The organism is Paenibacillus dendritiformis (genome assembly GCF_021654795.1).
GTDB lineage: Bacteria > Bacillota > Bacilli > Paenibacillales > Paenibacillaceae > Paenibacillus_B.
Genome location: NZ_AP025344.1, coordinates 466,251 through 484,824 on the forward strand (window position 1 = coordinate 466,251; position 18,574 = coordinate 484,824).

Sequence of the window (18,574 nt, forward strand, 5' to 3'; positions counted from 1 at the left end):
ACGTCGTTCTCTCTGGGGAGACGGATTGCGGCACTGTCCACATATAAGTGGACACAAGGCGAATATTGCTAATGAACAGAGATGCGCCTATATATCGTGTATCAATACAATCCATGCCATAGTCCCATCTATCAGGTTTGAACGGTTGGGAAGCATCTTTCTTTTCCGCAGAAAATTGTCCACTGTGTGAAAGACAATTCTTTGTATTTTCGGCACAAAAAGAGGACGTGCGGCGGGGCTGCAGCAACGTTGACGAGATAAGCTGCTGAATACGGAATCAGCGAGTATGGAGGAGTAAAATGCTGACTTTACAGGCGGTAAGGGGAGAGCGGCAATAAGCGAGAGAAAATAAGAATAGCACCGCATTGCTCGCCTTGATGGACGCCATGTCTTTTCAAGGTTTTTTTGCGGGAAGCCTATATAGAAAGGGGGGGTAAGGCGGTTGCGGCATGAATGGGCCGATCTGATTCATATATTCTTTACAGTCCTCTAACACCAAGGTTATACAGACAAGCTACGATTTGTAATGATAACCCATATTGGGAAGGGAGCGACAAAATGATAAATCGGATGTGGACCAAGTCAATCCGTGTCATTGTGGCGGCCGTATTGCTGTTGTCTTCAATCGTCCCTGCGGGCTGGACCGCGGGTTCGGCCGCTGCGGCGGAGGCGGTGCTCACCGTCGCCGATGCGATCGCGAAGAATAATGACGGCAAGTCCTACACGGTGGAAGGGTATGTTGTCGGCTTTGCTATCAGCAGCACCGCATTTACGAGGGACAGCGGGAAATTCAACTCCGATACGAATCTGGTCATCGCAGACCGCGCCGAGGAGACGGCAGAGGACAGGACGCTGTACGTCCAGATCGCGTCTTCGTTCAGACAAGAGTTCGGATTGCAATCGAATCCGGGACTGATCGGCTCCCGGATTCGGGTCGCCGGAACGCTGGAAGAGTATTTCAAGCCTCATCGCGGCGTCAAATCAACCACCTCCATGGAGAAGGTCAGCGTCACCCCTCCGGACCAAGCGGCTTCCGTAACCGCCGCTCCGCCTTCCGGAGCGGTGCAAGCGGGGACGCGGGTGAGTCTCTCGTCGCCCACGGTGACTGCCTCGGTCTACTACAATCTGAACGGCAGCTCGGACAAGTCCGAGTTCATTCCGTATACGGAGCCGATCGAGATTGCGGGACCGACTATCATCAGGGCCTATGCGAAGCAGGATGAGCTGAAGGACAGCGATATATCCGAATTCGCCTATTCGGTTGTAACGGCCTCCAGCATTGGAGCGGCCAGAGGGCTGAATGCAGGCGAATCCGCATTGGTGCAAGGCATCGTGACCTATAGGGAAGACACGGGCAGCGGCTTCTCCAATCTGTATATTCAGGACGATACGGCGGGCATTGTCGTCCGCGGCCAAAATATAACGGCACAGCAAGGGGATAAGATCGAGGTGCAGGGCAAGCTGGAGCTGTACAACGGTCTGCTGCAATTGAACAAGGAGCCGGGCGGCAGCCTCCGGATCGTGGAGCCGGGCCTGCCTCTGCCGGCGGCGAAGCCGATCGCTTCGGCTGATTTTGCCCAGGATGCCGGGAAGAAATACGAAGGCCAGTTGGTGGAGGTCGCCGGGGCAACGATAGACCGCAGCAGCGGATCTACCTACTATGCCGCTGACAAGCTTGGCGCAGGCATTGTCATTTACGCCAAAAATGTTCCCGCAGCGTTCGCGGTCAACCGCACCTACGAGAGGATTGCCGGCGTCTTGTCCTATCATAGCTCGTACGGGCACCAGCTGATTCCGCGAGCGTACGCGGATGTGGTGGAGACCGAGCTGTCCGTAACGGCAAGCATCCCATCCGGGAATGTCCCCAAGGGAAGCGAGATTGCGCTCGGCACGCCGGCTTCCGGCGGTATCATCTATTATACGCTGGACGGCACGGAGCCGACGCAGGCGAGCTATCGCTACGCAGCGCCGATCGCGATCCAGGAGGATACGACGATTAAGGCCATTGTCGTGAAGGACGGCACGGCCAGCGGGGTGTATGCGTTCACGTACAAGGTGCTGAAGGATACCGGCCATCTCCTGATCCACGATATTCAAGGGGAAGGCCATCGCTCTCCCTACACGGATCAAGCCGTGACCGGCGTGGAGGGCATCGTGACATTCAAGCGGGATAAGAGCAATTTCTATATCCAGGAGAGCGCTCCGGACCGGTACAGCAAGGATGGCCGCGCATCGGACGCCATTCTCGTCTATCACAAGGACAGCCCGGTGAAGGTCGGGGATAAAGTGAAGGTATCCGGCATCGTCAAGGAATATAAGGAAAAGACGTATTCCAGCAACCCGGTCGATCTGACGACGACGGAAATCGCGGCGACGAGCGTGGATATAATTTCGCATGATCAGGATCTGCCTCCTCCCGTGGTGCTGGGGAAGGATCGGATGATTCCGCCGGCGATCATTACGGACGGTTATCAATTGACGGATGCGTATTACGATCCGGAGCGCAACGCGCTCGATCTGTACGAGAGTCTGGAAGGGATGCGCGTCATGATCGAGAACCCGGATATTATCGGTCCTTATAAATATGAGATTCCGGTCAGCGTGCGGCAGGAAGGCAGCCGTCCCGTCGTATCTCCGGCGGGCGGCCTCGTCCTGACCGAGGACAGCCTCAATCCGCAGCGCGTGCTGGTATCCCTTGATTATCTGACTCCGAAGCCGAATCCGGCCGTCAAGACGGGCGATCGCTTTGCCGAACCGCTTACCGGCGTCATCGCTTACTCCTTCAGCAATTATAAGCTGCTGCCGGAACGGCTGCCGGAGACGGAGAGCGGCAAGGGGGAGCCTGCCGTGACGAACATCGCGGCGGACAGCGGGAAGCTGACCATTGCTTCCTTCAATGTCGAAAATTATTGGAACGATCCGAGTGCGAAGGGGAAGGAGAAAACCCGCAAAATCGGAGAAATCATTGTACGCAACCTGAAATCCCCGGATATTATCGGCTTGATGGAAGTGCAGGACAATAACGGGGGCACGGATAATGGCGTCGTCGATGCAAGCCGCAACTATGAAGCGATTACCGGTGCGATTCAAGCGGCCGGCGGGCCGGTCTATCACTATACGGATATCGCTCCGGAGGACAAAAGGGATGGAGGCGCACCGGGAGGCAATATTCGCGTCGGGTTCCTGTACAATCCGGAGCGGGTCTCGCTCGCCGGGAGCCAGCAGAACGCGAAGGGCGACGCGAAGACCGCCGTTCGTTACGGTCCGGACGGATTGTCATTCAATCCGGGACGGATTGAGCCGGCGAACGAAGCGTTCAACAGCTCGCGGAAGCCGTTGGCCGCCGAGTTCCTGTTCCGGGGCGAGCGGGTGCTGGTCATCGCCAACCACTTCAACTCGAAGGGCGGAGATCATGCTCCGTATGGAGGAATTCAGCCGCCGCAGCGCCAGAGCGAAGTGCAGCGGGCGAAGCAAGCGGCGATCGTGCACGGCTTCGTGGGTGAAGCGCTGACCCAGAATCCGCGGACGAACGTCGTGCTGATTGGGGATTTGAACGATTTCCAATTCTCCGACACATTGCGGATTGCCGCGGGGAATGAGCTGGTTAATCTGGTGGACGGCCTGCCGGAAGCCGAACGTTACTCTTATATCTATGAAGGCAATTCGCAGACGCTGGATCATATCCTGGTGGATAAAAAGCTGGCGAAGCGCGCAAAGCTGGACATCGTGCATCTCAATGCCGATTTCATGGAAGCGCATGGACGGGTGAGCGACCACGACCCGCTGCTCGCTCAGCTTCAGTTCGGCAAGCCGGATGACGATCAGTTCCCGTTGAGGCTGCTTCATACGAATGATACGCATGCCCATCTGGACAGCGTGCCGCGCCGCATTACGGCGATCAAGGAAGCGCGCGCAGGCGCGGATCATTCCCTCCTGCTCGATGCGGGCGATGTCTTCTCCGGCACGCTGTATTTCAACAAGTACGAAGGCCTGGCGGATCTGGACTTCATGAACCTGATCGGCTACGATGCGATGACCTTCGGCAACCATGAATTCGATGCCGGGCCGGCGAAGCTGGCGAACTTCATCAAGCAGGCGAAGTTCCCGTTCGTCAGCGCCAATATCGATGTCGATAAGGTGCCGGAATTGCAGGGCCTGTTCCATCATGAGATCGGCCATCCGGGAGCGGAAGCGAGCATTTATCCGGCGATTATCCTGGATGTAGCCGGCGAAAAGGTCGGCGTATTCGGGTTGACTACGGAGGATACGGCATTTCTGGCTTCGCCGGGCGAGCATATCGACTTCCGCAATTACGCGGACAGCGCCCGGGCAACGGTCGCCATGCTGCGCGAAGAAGGAATCGACAAAATTATTGCGCTCACCCATCTCGGGTATGAAGTCGACCGGGCGCTGGCGGAGAGCGTGGAAGGCATCGACATCATCATAGGCGGGCATTCGCATACGATATTGACGGAGCCGGTCGTCGTCGAGCGGGCAGACGGCCAACGGACTCTGATCGTTCAGACCGGGGAATATGGCCGCTACCTCGGCGAGCTGGATGTCACCTTCGACCGCAACGGGACATTGACGGAATGGAGCGGCAAGCTGACCGATATCGATGCGAAGGATGCCTCGGGCCAATATATCTTTGCCGACGATAAGGAGGCCGCGGCGAAGCTGGCCGGGTACGCCGGGCCGCTGGAGGAGTTCAAGAAGCAGGTCATCGGCAAGACGAAGGTATTCCTGGACGGCGAGCGCGGCAGCGTGCGCAAGCAGGAGACCAATCTGGGCAATCTGATTGCCGACAGCATGCGCGCGAAGGTGCAGCGCCTATTGAACGAGACCGACGTCAAGGGCTGCGTAACGATTCAAAACGGCGGCGGCATTCGGGGATCGATCCAGGCAGGCGATATTACGCTGGGCGATCTGCTGACGGTCATGCCGTTCGGCAACAATCTGTCCGCCGTGAAGATGACGGGCGAGGAAATTATCGCTGCTCTGGAGAACGGCGTCAGCGGCGTGGAGACGGGGCAGGGACGCTTCCCGCAGGTGTCGGGCATGCGCTTCTATTACGACTCCGCGAAGAAGGGCGAGACGATCGACGCCGTGACCGGCGAGGTCACGCAGAAGGGCGAGCGGATCGTCAAGGTGCAGGTCAAGAATGACGATGGCACCTATACCGATATCGATCCGCGAGGCTTTTATATCGTGGCTACGAACTCGTTCATGGCGGACGGGGGAGACTTCTACCGTTCGATGAAGCAGGCGAAAAACGACGGCCGATTCTATGAACTGAACATTGTCGATTATGAAGTCTTCATCGAGCATCTTCATCGTATCGGAACCATCGACGCCGGCGTGGAAGGCCGCATTACCGATCTGAAGGGCGGCAAGCTGCCGGAAGAGCCCGGTCCGAATCCCAATCCGAACCCGGGCCCGGGGACAGGGTCAGGCTCCGGATCAAGCTCCAGCCCGGATTCGCGCTCCACTCCAAGTCCGAAGCCAACACTGAAGCCTGCCGAAGATAAGCCGGGAACCGTAACGGCGACCCCGGAAAAGCTGGCCCCTAACGGACGGGGCGCCATCGTCTTCGAGATGCCGGCCGGAACGAGCGAAGTGAAGTTCCCGTCCAATACGTACGGGCTGCTGCTTCAGAACAAGCTGGAAGTGAGAGCGGAGCATATTGCGCTCGAGATCCCTTCCGAATTCATGAAGCAGTGGCTCAATGCCTGGACGGACAGCGAGAAGCAAGGCTCCGCCATCTCCTTGAAGCTGGCCCCGCTCGCGAAGAAGGCGGCGAGCGAGATGATCGCCAAGGCCGAAAGGGTCTCCGGCATGAAGGTGAGGCTGTCCGGCGAGATGTACGAACTTGACCTGCTGATCAGGCTCGCGAACGGGAAGACGGAGAAGCTGACTTCCTTCACACAGCCCGTTCTGCTCCGGCTCGCCGCCGACTCGGATATCTGCCTCAACTTCGCGGGGATATATGCGATCGCCGGCAGCGGAGCGGTGGCGCAGGCGGAAGGAGAGTACGCTCATCGCGAGATGGCTGCGATGATCCGCCAGTCCGGCACCTATGCGGTGCTGGAACTGACGAAGCCGTTCGCCGATCTGCCTTCCGGGCATTGGGCCTATGCCGTCATTCAAGAACTGGCGCTGAAGCGAATCATAAGCGGCACGAGCGCCGCGAAGTTCGAGCCGGCGCGGGCCATTACCCGGGCGGAATTCACCGCGCTGCTGGCGCAGGCCTTGAAGCTGGCCGGCGCGGGCGGCAAGGCATTTGCCGACGTCGACGCGGATGCCTGGTACGCCGGGCCGATAGCGGCGGCTTATGAGGCGGGCATCGTCAGCGGCAAGAGCGCGAACCGCTTCGATCCCGCAGGCTTGGTTACCCGGGAAGAGATGGCGGTTATGCTGGTCAAAGCTTATAAAGCGAAGACAGGCAAGAAGCTTGCCGCCAACACGAAGGGGACGTTCAGCGACGCGGGGCGGATCTCGAGCTGGGCGGCCGATTATGTGAACGCCGCGGCCAGACTTGGCCTGATGAAGGGGCGGGCAGCCGGGCGCTTCGTTCCCGAAGCGGCCGCGACCCGAGCGGAAGCCGCGCAAGCGATTTACAATGTACTGACGGATTAATCATCCGGGACGCAAGGAACAGGGCAGGCAGAGGAATATCTGCTTCTGCCCTGTTTTTTTGTAAATAGGCAAGCAGGCCCTTGGAATCATTATTGCCGCCGAGAGGAACAATTTAACAGTCATTGTTGTATAATCTAGTAAAGGACATAGACTGCAGTAGTATATAATAGAAACAACCGAGGCATGCCCAAGTGAAATGGGGCACATTCCTTCGGGCAAGTTTGATTTCGGGGCGTGTCATAGTTAGATATCGATATCTTTCATGAGCCTGGCTGCCGAACGAAGGGGTATCAACTATATAACCTGCGGAGGGAAGGCCGATGAGAGCCATATTGATTGATGATGAATATTTGGCGCTTGCTTATTTGAATGACCTGTTGGCCGAGACAGGGAAAATTGCAATTGAAGGAACCTATCAGGATCCGAAGCGGGCCCTGAAGGAAATCGAAGATCTCGCGCCGGATGTCGTGTTTTTGGATATCGACATGCCGGAGATGACGGGGATAGAACTGGCGGAGCGAATTCAGTCTTCGCTCCCGGCCGTACAGATCGTGTTCATTACCGCCTATGATCATTATGCCGTCAAGGCGTTTGAACTCAATGCCATCGACTATTTGCTGAAGCCGGTCGAGGTCGAACGGTTGGCAGCGACGCTGGAGCGGCTGGCGGAGCGGGCGTCCATGACGGCGCAAGCCAAGAAGCAGGCGTCCATCCGCATGATCCGTTGCTTCCAGAACCTGCATATCGAGTTCGAGAATCCGTCGCAGAAGCCGATTCGCTGGCGAACGTCCAAGGCCCAGGAACTGTTCGCTTACCTGCTGCATCATAGAGGAAGGCAGGTCCGCAAAGAAATTCTACTCGAGCTGCTGTGGCCGGACATGAATGCCAAAAAAGGGTACGCCCAGCTCTATACCGCCATTTATCAAGTGCGCAAAACGTTGGAGCCTTACCTCGACCAGTTGAAAATTATCAACTGCGAGGACAGTTATATGCTCGTCCTTCAAGACGCGGTCATCGACTGCGTGCAGTGGGAGCAGGAGACCGAGGCGCTGCCCCCTGTCGGACAGGATACGATTCTGGCCTACCGTGAGCTGCTGCAGCAGTACAGCGGCGACTATTTGGCCGATTGCAGCTACTTGTGGGCGGAGGGAGAACGGCAGCGCCTTCGTTCCTTGTGGCTTCATCTCGTGAACGAGGTTGCCGACTATTATGTGGCGGAGAACGATTTTCCGGCTGCGCTCGAGGTGTACCACCGGCAGGTCAATGTATACCCGCGAATTGAATCCGGCTACTATATGCTGATGCGGTTATATGCGGAGCTGGGGGATCGGAATGCGGTGGATGCGACCTACGCCAAGCTGTGCGACATGACGCAGAACGAGTTCGGGATTCCGCCGCAGGCGGCCTATCAATCATGGTATGAGAGATGGAGCGGCAGCTAGAAGAGAGGATAGACAATGTACATAATCGCAGGCAAGGCCGGAACGGCCGCAGTGAGAAAAAGAAAGTTGTAGATCCGATGTCCATACGAAAAATTATGATAACGGCCGGGCTGGTCTTGGTCGTTTTGACGATGATCCGCCTGCTGTGGATAGCAAAGTTTATGGTGTTCGAGTCCCCGCCAGCCGAGCATGGCGTCTTGGATTTGCGCGGCTGGGATATTTCCGCCGGGCGCTCTTTTACGCTAAATGGAGAATGGGAATTCTATCCCGGGGTATTTTTGCGGGAGGGAGATCACCCCCCTGCTGACCAGCCGCATCTAATTCAGGTGCCCGGCAACTGGAAGGGGGATATATTTGAGGAGGGCTATGGATTCGGGACGTACCGGCTCCGTATTTTGATTGATCCGGCCGAAGAAAAGTCGTTGGCCATTCGGGTTCCCAATATTCAGAACTCGTCCGAGTTATACGTGAACGGGCGTCTGCTGGCGCATTCCGGCCGGCCGGCTGCAGATGAGGCGCATAACATAGCCCAGAACATTCCATATTCCGCCTTCTTCGTTCCGGACGGCGGCGAGGTCGAGATTGTCATTCATGCCGCCAACTTCATGAACAAGCGCATCGGCGGCATCGCGCGTCCGCTGTTATTCGGTACGGCGGAAGCCGTAACCAATGCGACTTGGCTGAGCATTGGGTCGCAATTAATGGTCAGCATCGTCCTGCTCATGCATGTTGTGTACGCGATTATTTTGTATTTCATTGGCGGGCGGCAACAAGCGCTCATCTATTTTTCGCTTATGGTGACCAGCGCCACCGTGATGACTCTGGTGGATGATGACAAGCTGCTGTTGGAATGGCTGCAGCTTGACTATGAATGGTACATCAAGCTTATTTTTATATCGATGTTCGGCGTTTCGGGCTTCTTGCTGCAGTTCGCCAAGCATTTATTTCCGGAGTACAGACCAATCCCGGCATTTCGATGGCATGGAGCCGCTTGCTTGGCTGTGTCCTTCTTCATTCTCTGCGCGCCCGCCCGGGTTACGTTAAGCATTGATATTTTGTACAGCGTGATTATTATCTTCTCCTATCTTACTGTTCCCGTTATTATGCTGCGCGCGGCCTTGAAAAGGGAGCGTGACGCCATTTACTTATTGATTTCGGCGATAGCTGTGACAGTAAATATTATATGGGGAAGCATCAAGACGAGAGTTTGGTTTGAATTGACCTATTACCCGATCGATTTGATTATTGCCTTTCTCGCCTTCGCCACGTTCTGGTTCAAACGATTCTTCCGGACTTCGGCCCTGATGGCGGATCTGAACGTTCAATTGATCAAGGCCGACAAGGTGAAGGATGATTTCCTGGCGAACACTTCGCATGAATTGCGGACTCCGCTGCACGGCATCATCAACATGGCCCAGAGCGTGCTGGAGGACGAGCGGCGCTCGCTGACCGAAGCGAACCGCAAAAATTTGGAGTTGATCGTGGCGGTCGGGCGCCGCATGTCGCATTTGCTGAACGATCTGCTCGATTCCTCCCAGTTGAAGCAGGAGAAGCTGCGGCTTCAACTGCAGCGCGTGTCCGTCCCGCCGGTGGCGCTCGGCGTGATCGACATGCTGTCTTTCATGACCGAAGGCAAGCCGGTTCGGCTGGAGATGAACATGGCGGATGACCTTCCTCCCGTCATTGCCGACGAGGAACGGCTGATTCAGATCCTCTTCAACCTGGTTCACAACGCCATTAAATACACGGATGAGGGCATCGTCGTCGTTGATGCCGACGTTCGGAAGGGGTACGCCCATATTCGCGTCTCCGATACCGGCCGCGGGATGGACGAGGCCACGAAGCGAAGAGCCTTCCAGGCGTACGAACAGGGGGAAGCGAGCGCGGGCGTCGGAGGCATCGGCCTCGGCTTAAGCATTACGAAGCAGCTGGTCGAGCTGCATGGCGGAACGCTGAAGGCGGAATCGGAGGAAGGAGCCGGTTCCGTGTTCACCTTCACGCTTCCGCTCGCGCAGTCGGGAAGCCCGGGCTGGAGTCGAGGGAAGACGGAAGCGGCCTTGCTTCGACACCGGAGCAGTGCTCTGCCTGTTCCGGGCGTGCCGAGCGGCTCGCCGGAAATAGCCGCTGCGGCAGACGGCATGAACATCTTGGCTGTCGATGATGACCCGGTCAATCTGAACATCCTGTCCAATCTGCTGTTCGCGGAGGGATATAATGTCGCGACCGCCATGAACGGCAAGGAGGCCGCCTCCATGCTGGATCAGAGGCGCTGGGATCTGGTTATTGCCGATGTCATGATGCCGCATATGTCCGGCTATGAGCTGACCCGCGCCATCCGCGAGCGCTTCTCCATGTCGGAGCTTCCGGTGCTGCTGCTGACGGCCCGCAGCCGGGCGGAAGATATATATTCCGGCTTCCGGGCCGGAGCGAACGATTACGTGACCAAGCCCGTTGAAGCCGTGGAGCTGAAGTCGCGGGTCCGGGCGTTGACCGATCTGAGAAGCTCTGTCGGGGAACTGCTCCGCATGGAAGCCGCCTATTTGCAGGCTCAGATCAAGCCGCACTTCCTGTTCAATACGTTGAATTCCATCGTGGCGTTGAGCAAATTCGACACGGATAAAATGCGTGCGCTGATTGAATCGTTCAGCAAATATTTGCGGCTGAGCTTCGATCTGTGGAATGCGGAGCATCTTGTCCCGCTGGAGCATGAGCTGGATCTCGTGCGCGCTTACTTGACGATCGAGAAGACCCGCTTCGGCGACAGGCTGGATGTGATCTGGACGGTGAATGCCGGGCTGCACACCGAGATCCCGCCGCTAACGATTCAACCGCTCGTAGAGAATGCGCTCCGTCACGGCATTCTGAGCCGTTCCCAAGGAGGACTCATTCATATTCGAATCGAAGCGGAGGCCGGCGGCATCCGGATCGCCGTGACGGATGACGGGACCGGTATGGACGCGCAGACGGTGGAGCGGTTGCTGGATCGCGGCCAGCGCCCGCACGGCGGAATCGGTCTGATCAACACAGACAAGCGGCTGCGGAAGCAGTATGGCCAAGGCTTGAGCATTCAGAGCGCGGAGGGGGAGGGGACCACGGTCTCCTTCCATATTCCGGATAAGCGGTAGCGAGCCGGCACTAGCAGACGGAGACCCGCAGGCCCCTCGTGGAAAGCGGCTTGCGGGTATTCTCGATTCGGATGCGGATCCCGAAGCGGAGGCTTCCGCGTCCATCTTTCCATCCTTCAGGCAGCCGCTCTCCAACGGAGAAGCTGTCTTTTTTAATTTAGTGCAACGCATGCAAGGAAATATACGTAGAGTCTGGTATAGAGCTGCCAGGGAAGAGAGAGGTTTCTCGTATCCCCCGGCATGTCTGGAAAGGAGGGTTCACCTTGAGTTTTGTATGGGAAAATATGATCGTCGCCCTCGTTCTCATGCTGCTAGCTGTCTTGGTTATCATCGGCGTGGTCGTATATGCGCGAAGAAGACGGAGCCGCGTGCATGCTCCGCAGAACGACAGGGAGGGGAACGGCGGCACGCCGGATCGGGGCATCGAGCCTCAGAGAAGGTAACGGCGGCGGGCGAAGAGGAGCCGATGCCAGGCTCCGCTTGCCTCGCCCTGTCGCCGAGAACCTACGGCCGTCGCCGCCTCCTGGTTGCTCCCTTGGGTAGGGGAACGCATCGGGGCTTTTTCATATTGTCTCGGTTAAGACAGCCGTACGGTACGATTCCCGGCGAGGCTCGCGTTCGCCGCTTCCAGGAAGGCGATAAGCTCCAGCGTCTCCGCGAGCGGGACGTCCGGCTCCCGGGTCTGGAAGAAGGCCATGACCCGTTCCAGCAGGCTCGCGTAGAACGGTTTGGCATCGGCCGCCACATCCGCATAGCGCGATTGACGCTCGCCATGAACGAGCGCGCCGAACGATCCGCCTTGGCGGCCGCGGATCGTCGCCATGCGCCCGTCCTCCCAGCGGGCGGCAATGCACTCACCGCCGGGAACCGGTTCTGCCCGGACTTCCCGGCAGCCGGGCCCCATGGCCGCGTAGAGCATCTCCGCGCAGTGGATGCCGTAATAGAACAGTCCCGGCGCGCCATCTCCCCGCGGCGTCGGGCCGAACGCATCCACGCCTTGCGCGTAAGGCGCGCCCTCCGCTTCGGACGTCACTTCCTTCACCGCCGAAGTAAGCGCTTCCGCATAGCGCAGCGCGGAGCTGCTCATGACCGGCGTGCCGTATCGGGCTGCCAGGTCCGCGATGCGGTTGGCTGAGGCGGCGGAGAGCGCCAGCGGCTTATCGATGAAGACGGGCTTGGCGAAGGGCGCCACCGCCGCGAACTGCGCTTCATGCACCCCGCCGTCCACCGATTCCAGCAGCAGGACATCGCATTGCTCCGCCAATGACGGAAGCTCTGGCACGAGGGTGATGCCGTATTGACCGACAAGTTCGTTTGTATACGCTTTCATGCGGGACATGCTTAGCTCCAGCCCGGGCGTTCCGCCTTGATAGGCGGCGACGACCTTCCCGCCCGGCACATGGTAGGGATGAGTGCTGTCATTCAGCAGCGCGGTGAAGGCCGTGACGTGGGATGTATCGAGTCCGATGATTCCGATTCGGAGCATGATGCTACCTCCTAGCTTCTTTTGGATCATTGCTCCTTCTATCGTACTCGCATTATTACGGAGGCGCCAGTCATTTCTCGCCCTGCGGCCGCATGCCTTCGCCCGTCGTTCTCAGTGAAGCGCCAAGAGAAGAATGGCGGCGAGCGTGGTTGCCGCCAGCCCGATGACGACGGGAATCAGATTGCGGCGGGCCAATTCGAACGGGCTGACGCCGCAGATGGCGGCCGCGGGGATAAGCGCCCACGGAATAAGCGTGCCGCCCCCGACCCAGATGCCCGCGATCTGGCCGAGCGCGGTCAAGGTCGCCGTGCCGCCGCCGCTGGCGGTTCCGAACAGGGAGGCGATCGAGCCGGCGAGCGAGATGCCGGAGAAGCCGGAGCCGTCCAGGCCCGTAATGGCTCCGACCACCGCCAGCGTCCCGGCTCCGGCAGCCGGATGGAGCGGCACGCTATGGGCCAGCGCGACGCCCAGATCATTGACGATCCCTTGGGATCCCTTCGGCAGTCCCTGATGGAACAGTTCGAGAAAGGCCGCATCGCCGAGATAGAAAAAGGCGGCGATCGGAATGACCGGGCCGAACACCTTGAAGCCGAACTGGAGGCCTTCGATGAGGTAGGAGGTCGTCGCCTCCAGCGCCTGCTTCCGATGGGTAAGCCCGGCCAGGAGCACGAGAATCGCGATCGCCGTGCCGCCGATAAGGGCGGTCGCCTCACCGCCTTGAAGATCGAGGCGGAACAGGAGAATGACATCGACGGCGAACAGCAGCGGAATAAGCAGCGCTATCGCCGCCTTCGCCCAGCCGGACAGAGGCAGGCGCGTCGGCTCGCTGCCTGCCGCATTCTTCGCCAAGCCGGTCGCCATCGTCAGCCGGCCGAGCCGCATATCGCGGCGCATCATCCAGTAGGAGACGGCGATCGTGACCGCGCCCATGACGAGGACGAGCGGCACGCTGGCCTGCAATACCTGCTGTACAGGCAGACCCGCCGCGTCGGCGGTCAGCTTCGGCGCGCCCTGGATGACGAAGTCGCCGGACAGCGCGATCCCATGGCCGAACAGATTCATGGCCATGGCGACCGCCAGCGGCGGAAGGCCGACGCGGACCGCAGCCGGCAGCAGGACGGCGCCGATAAGAGCGACGGCCGGGGAAGGCCAGAAGAAGAGGCTGATGAGGAACATCAGAAGCCCGACCGTCCAATAGGCCGGCCCTGGCCCCCGCATGAGCCGCGTGAACGGGGAGATCATGGTCTCGTTCACGCCGGACGCGAGCATTACGCGGCTCATCGCGACAATGATGGAGATGATGAGTATCGTCCCCAGCAACTGCTCCAGCGCATAGATGAAGCTTGTGAACATGCCGCTTACCGCCGAGCTGGCCGATGAGGTGGCGAGCAAGCCTAACGCAAAGATGCCGATCAAGCAGACGACCGTGGTGTCCCGCCGCAGGACGAGGCACAGAATGATGAGGGCGACGAACAGCAAATAGACGGCGTGAATGCCGGTTAATGCGACTGTCATACAGAATCGCCTCCGTTGGATATGCCTTGGTCTCACGATAGTTCATCCTATGCGGAAGCCTAGCTGTTGGGAAGCGGTTGGAATCGGGGGCAGGAGGAAAATAATCAGGACAAATCCCGGGGGCCGAGGACGCAAAAAGGGCTGCTCCCGGTCATCGTGGACCTTGGGAACAGCCCTGTTATTCATTAATCATCGTTACGCAGTCAGACGGATCGTTTACGCGTTTGCCTTTTCACTGGCGATCATTTGCCGCAATACGGTTTGGAGAATGCCGCCGTTGCGGTAGTAGTCTACGTCGACCATGCTGTCCAGACGGACCGTAACCGGGAATTCGAACGTCGTCCCGTCCTGGCGGGCCGCTGTGACTTGCAGCGTCTGTCCCGGTTGAATGTCGTTCGACAAGCCGTTGATGCTGAACACTTCGGTCCCGTCGATGCCGAGGGTCTTCCAGCCGTGGCCTTCCTGGAATTGCAGCGGAAGCACGCCCATGCCGACCAGATTGCTGCGGTGGATGCGCTCAAAGCTTTCGGCGATGACCGCTTTGACGCCGAGGAGATACGTTCCCTTCGCCGCCCAGTCGCGGGAGCTGCCTGTGCCGTATTCTTTGCCGGCAATGACAACCAGGTTCGTGTGCTCGTCTTGATACTTCATGGACGCATCGTAGATGGACATCACCTCGTCCTTCGGCAAATACTTCGTCACGCCGCCCTCGGTGCCCGGAGCCACCTGGTTGCGGATGCGGATGTTCGCGAACGTTCCGCGCATCATGACCTCGTGGTTGCCGCGGCGAGAACCGTAAGAGTTGAAGTCTTTGCGCTGAACGCCATTCGCGATCAGGTATTCCCCTGCCGGGCTGTCCACCTTGATGTTGCCCGCCGGCGAGATGTGGTCCGTGGTCACGGAATCGCCAAGCAGCGCCAGGACGCGGGCATTCTCGATATCGGCGATGTCTCCGAGCTGAGTGCCCAGATTCTCGAAGAACGGCGGGTTCTGGATGTAGGTTGACTTCGCATCCCATTCATACAGCTCGCCTTCCGGAACCGGAATCGCATTCCAGCGTTCGTTCTGCGTGAAGACATGCTCATATTTTTCGCGGAACATCGAAGCGTTGATCGCTTGCGCCATCGCCTGCTTGATCTCTTCCGAAGAAGGCCAGATATCTTTCAAATATACAGGCTGGTTGTTCTTGTCGTATCCGATCGGCTCGTTCTCGAGGTCGATATTGACCGTGCCCGCGAGCGCGTAGGCGACGACGAGCGGAGGCGAAGCCAGGTAGTTCGCTTTCACCTGCGCGTGAATGCGGCCTTCGAAGTTCCGGTTCCCGGACAGGACCGCCGCGACCGTCATGTCGTGATCGGCAATCGCCTGGCTCACTTCATCCGGCAGCGGACCGGAGTTCCCGATGCAAGTCGCGCAGCCGTAGCCGGCTACATGGAAGCCGAGCTGCTCCAGCGACGCCATCAGTCCGGATTTTTTCAAATATTCCGTCACGACCAGAGAACCTGGCGTCAAGCTGCTCTTCACGTAAGCCGGCTTGCGCAATCCGCGCTCGACCGCCTTCTTCGCCACGAGGCCCGCACCGAGCATTACGCTTGGGTTGGAGGTGTTCGTGCAGCTCGTAATCGCCGCGATGACGACAGCGCCCGTCGACAATTGGCTTGTCTCGCCGTTCGGATGCACCACCGGCACTTTCTGTTCGATTTTGCTGTCGCTCAAGCCGTATCCGCCTTTGTCGACCGGCGTGCGGACGACATCGAGGAAGGACTGCTTCATATTCGACAGCTCCACGCGGTCTTGCGGGCGTTTCGGTCCGGCCAGGCTCGGCACGACCGAGTTCAGGTCAAGCTCAATGATGTCGGTAAATACAGGGTCCGGCGTATCCGCATGGCGGAACATGCCTTGCGCCTTGTAGTAGGCTTCCACGAGAGCGACTTGCTCCTCGGTGCGGCCGGTAAGGCGAAGATAGTTCAGCGTCTCATGGTCTACCGGGAAAAACCCGATCGTCGCGCCGTATTCCGGAGCCATGTTGGCGACGGTCGCCCGGTCCGCCAGGCTGATCGATTCGAGACCCGGACCGAAGAACTCGACGAATTTGCCGACGACGCCTTTTTTACGCAGCATTTGCGTAACGGTCAGCGCCAGGTCGGTTGCGGTCGCGCCCTCTGCAAGCGTTCCCGTTAGTTTGAAGCCGATGACTTCCGGCGTAATGAAATAGAGCGGCTGACCAAGCATGCCCGCTTCCGCCTCGATCCCGCCAACGCCCCAGCCAACGACGCCGAGACCGTTGATCATCGTCGTGTGAGAATCGGTGCCAACGAGGGAATCAGGGAAGACTTCGGTTACGCCGTCGACTTCCTTGGTTGCGGCCACGGAAGCCAGATATTCCAGGTTCACCTGGTGAACGATGCCGGTAGCCGGCGGCACCGCCCGGAAATTATCGAATGCCGTCTGAGCCCAGCGCAGGAAACGGTAGCGTTCTTCGTTGCGCTCGAACTCCACGTTCATGTTATATTCCAAAGCTTGCTCCGAACCGAAAGCGTCGACCATTACCGAGTGGTCGATAACGAGATCGACCGGAACGAGCGGATTGATGCGCTTCGGGTCGCCGCCCGCTTTTTTCACCGTATCGCGCATAGCCGCCAGGTCGACGACTACCGGAACGCCGGTGAAGTCCTGCAGGACGATGCGGGAGGGAATGAACGGAATTTCCTTGTTCTCATCTTGACCTTCCGCCCATTTTGCAATTTGAGTCACGTGATCCTTCGTAATCGCGCGGCCGTCGAATTGGCGGACGGCAGCCTCAAGCAGGACTTTGATCGAGAACGGAAGGCGATCAATTCCTTCGTAGCCTTGCGCGCCTAATGCTTCCAGGCTGTAGTAGCGGTATGACTTGCCGCCGACCTTCAGTTCGCGGGCCGTAGAGAAAGCATCTGTTCTTGCCATTGAAAATTACCTCCCTCTAGATTCTGTACATCCGAAGCTCCTCAAGGAGCTTCACGCTGTCATGCTTCGTTTGCTTCTCATTGTTCGTTTCATCTAATGGAACTCGATTTCATAATTGCTTCACATCTTTAGTATATCGTGTTCGGGGGACACCGTAAAGAGCTTTTCCCGTACAAACATGCCTAAATCTACCACCTCGACATGCCGAGCGGATTTTCTGCATACAATGGATAGCAAAATACCGGGCCGGCGGAGAAAAAAGAGCGACAGGCTCTATCCGCGGCTTACGCCGCAATACATGAGTAAAGGAGGTGGAGAGGGGAATGCGTCATGATTGGAAGACGACCCTTTATTTGTACGTGGATCAGCATAATCGTTCCGAAATTGACGATCGGCCCCGGGCTATCCAGGCCCCGGTGACCGACATGGAGCATGCGCTTCTCGCGAGCGATCGGGCACAGAGGCTGGCTTCGTGGTATGAGAGCAGGGGGGCAAGCCCGACCAAGTGCGAGACGCAGGCGAAGCTCCTGCGCGCCCACGAGGCCGAGCAGGAGGTAACGGTAGACCTCGAGTTCCATATTCGGAGAGGCTATGAGCAGAAGGGGCTGCCTCTGAAGGATGAGAGAATTGAGAGAGAACGGCTGACCTTGCTCAAGGAAGGAAGCGGTTGGGTCGTGGCCAAAGTGGAAATTCCGGTGCCGGAGCGCCGAGGCATGCAGTTCGACGGGGCTGAGCAGGAGCGGGCATCGCGTTCGTGCCGCTCGCAGCCGCTGTTGAATCGAGATGTGCTGGGACCGTCAGGCTCCCTCCGGGCCATTCCGTACCGCCGCGATAAAGCGGTCGCTTACGCAGACCAATGGTGGAATGAACCGAACCCGCGCTTCCTCAGCTTCGAGGTGGATTGCACCAATTATATCTCGCAATGTCTCTTTGCAGGGGGCGCACCGATGAACTATACTGGTAGAAGAGATTCGGGCTGGTGGTATAAAGGCATGGTTAACGGCCAGGAAGCGTGGAGCTACAGCTGGGCGGTAGCGAACAGCTTGGAGCGGCATTTGACGAACAGCACGCACGGTCTGCGGGCCGAGCTGGTCGATCATCCCGGCGATCTGCAGCTTGGCGACGTGATTGCGTATGATTGGGACGGGAACGGTCATTACCAGCATACGACGATGGTCACCGCATTCGATGCGAACGGCATGCCGCTGGTGAACGCTCACACGGTAAGCAGCCGCCACCGGTACTGGGATTACCAGGACTCGTATGCATGGACGGAAGCGACGAAGTACCGCTTCTTCCATATTGTCGATGCATTTTAGGTTGCCAGGCGGGGAAGGAGACAATCCGTTCCCGCTTATTGCGGCGTGGCCCGATGTGCGAGGCGTGACGGGCATTCTGGGAGAAGACAACAGGCGCATCAGGCGCTA

8 protein-coding genes are annotated in these 18,574 nt (G+C 58.4%); 5 read left to right on the plus strand and 3 right to left on the minus strand.

The window, feature by feature from the left end:
* The first annotated feature begins 558 nt into the window (after positions 1–558).
* The 4 genes from L6439_RS02195 (at position 559) to L6439_RS02210 (ending at position 11,646) form a co-directional block, all read left to right on the plus strand.
* Complete coding sequence (locus L6439_RS02195; RefSeq protein WP_213469963.1) at positions 559–6,636, plus strand: 5'-nucleotidase C-terminal domain-containing protein; 6,078 nt, start codon at positions 559–561, stop codon at positions 6,634–6,636.
* A gap of 320 nt (positions 6,637–6,956) precedes the next feature.
* A complete protein-coding gene (locus L6439_RS02200; protein ID WP_213469965.1) occupies positions 6,957–8,078 on the plus strand; it encodes a response regulator in 1,122 nt (373 codons plus the stop codon).
* A gap of 77 nt (positions 8,079–8,155) precedes the next feature.
* A complete protein-coding gene (locus tag L6439_RS02205; protein ID WP_213469967.1) occupies positions 8,156–11,203 on the plus strand; it encodes a hybrid sensor histidine kinase/response regulator in 3,048 nt (1,015 codons plus the stop codon).
* A 263-nt stretch (positions 11,204–11,466) separates the two neighbouring features.
* On the plus strand, positions 11,467–11,646 hold the full coding sequence (locus L6439_RS02210; RefSeq protein WP_213469969.1) for a hypothetical protein: 180 nt from the start codon (positions 11,467–11,469) through the stop codon (positions 11,644–11,646).
* 134 nt (positions 11,647–11,780) lie between these two features.
* Here the strand turns inward: L6439_RS02210 and L6439_RS02215 are convergent, their stop codons facing one another.
* The 3 genes from L6439_RS02215 to acnA all read right to left on the minus strand — a co-directional run bounded on the left by L6439_RS02215 (position 11,781) and on the right by acnA (position 17,147).
* The gene (locus tag L6439_RS02215) at positions 11,781–12,689 is read right to left on the minus strand and encodes a Gfo/Idh/MocA family protein (RefSeq protein WP_213469971.1); all 909 of its coding nucleotides are present in this window, start codon (positions 12,687–12,689) and stop codon (positions 11,781–11,783) included.
* A 111-nt stretch (positions 12,690–12,800) separates the two neighbouring features.
* The gene (locus L6439_RS02220) at positions 12,801–14,204 is read right to left on the minus strand and encodes a hypothetical protein (RefSeq protein WP_213469973.1); all 1,404 of its coding nucleotides are present in this window, start codon (positions 14,202–14,204) and stop codon (positions 12,801–12,803) included.
* A gap of 216 nt (positions 14,205–14,420) precedes the next feature.
* Positions 14,421–17,147 carry an aconitate hydratase AcnA gene (gene acnA / locus L6439_RS02225; RefSeq protein ID WP_213469975.1) on the minus strand — a complete coding sequence of 909 codons (2,727 nt, stop codon included), beginning with the start codon at positions 17,145–17,147 and terminating at the stop codon, positions 14,421–14,423.
* Between the two features lie 323 nt (positions 17,148–17,470).
* On the opposite strand from acnA, the gene L6439_RS02230 reads away from it, so the two are divergent.
* A complete protein-coding gene (locus L6439_RS02230; protein WP_168182554.1) occupies positions 17,471–18,466 on the plus strand; it encodes an amidase domain-containing protein in 996 nt (331 codons plus the stop codon).
* Positions 18,467–18,574 lie beyond the last annotated feature (108 nt).

Coding starts and splice junctions, on each gene's coding strand:
- acnA (WP_213469975.1), bottom strand. CDS start 17,147: ATGGCAAGAACAGATGCTTTCTCTACGGCCCGCGAACTGAAGGTCGGC.
- L6439_RS02230 (WP_168182554.1), top strand. CDS start 17,471: ATGCGTCATGATTGGAAGACGACCCTTTATTTGTACGTGGATCAGCAT.
- L6439_RS02195 (WP_213469963.1), top strand. CDS start 559: ATGATAAATCGGATGTGGACCAAGTCAATCCGTGTCATTGTGGCGGCC.
- L6439_RS02220 (WP_213469973.1), bottom strand. CDS start 14,204: ATGACAGTCGCATTAACCGGCATTCACGCCGTCTATTTGCTGTTCGTC.
- L6439_RS02205 (WP_213469967.1), top strand. CDS start 8,156: ATGTCCATACGAAAAATTATGATAACGGCCGGGCTGGTCTTGGTCGTT.
- L6439_RS02215 (WP_213469971.1), bottom strand. CDS start 12,689: ATGCTCCGAATCGGAATCATCGGACTCGATACATCCCACGTCACGGCC.
- L6439_RS02200 (WP_213469965.1), top strand. CDS start 6,957: ATGAGAGCCATATTGATTGATGATGAATATTTGGCGCTTGCTTATTTG.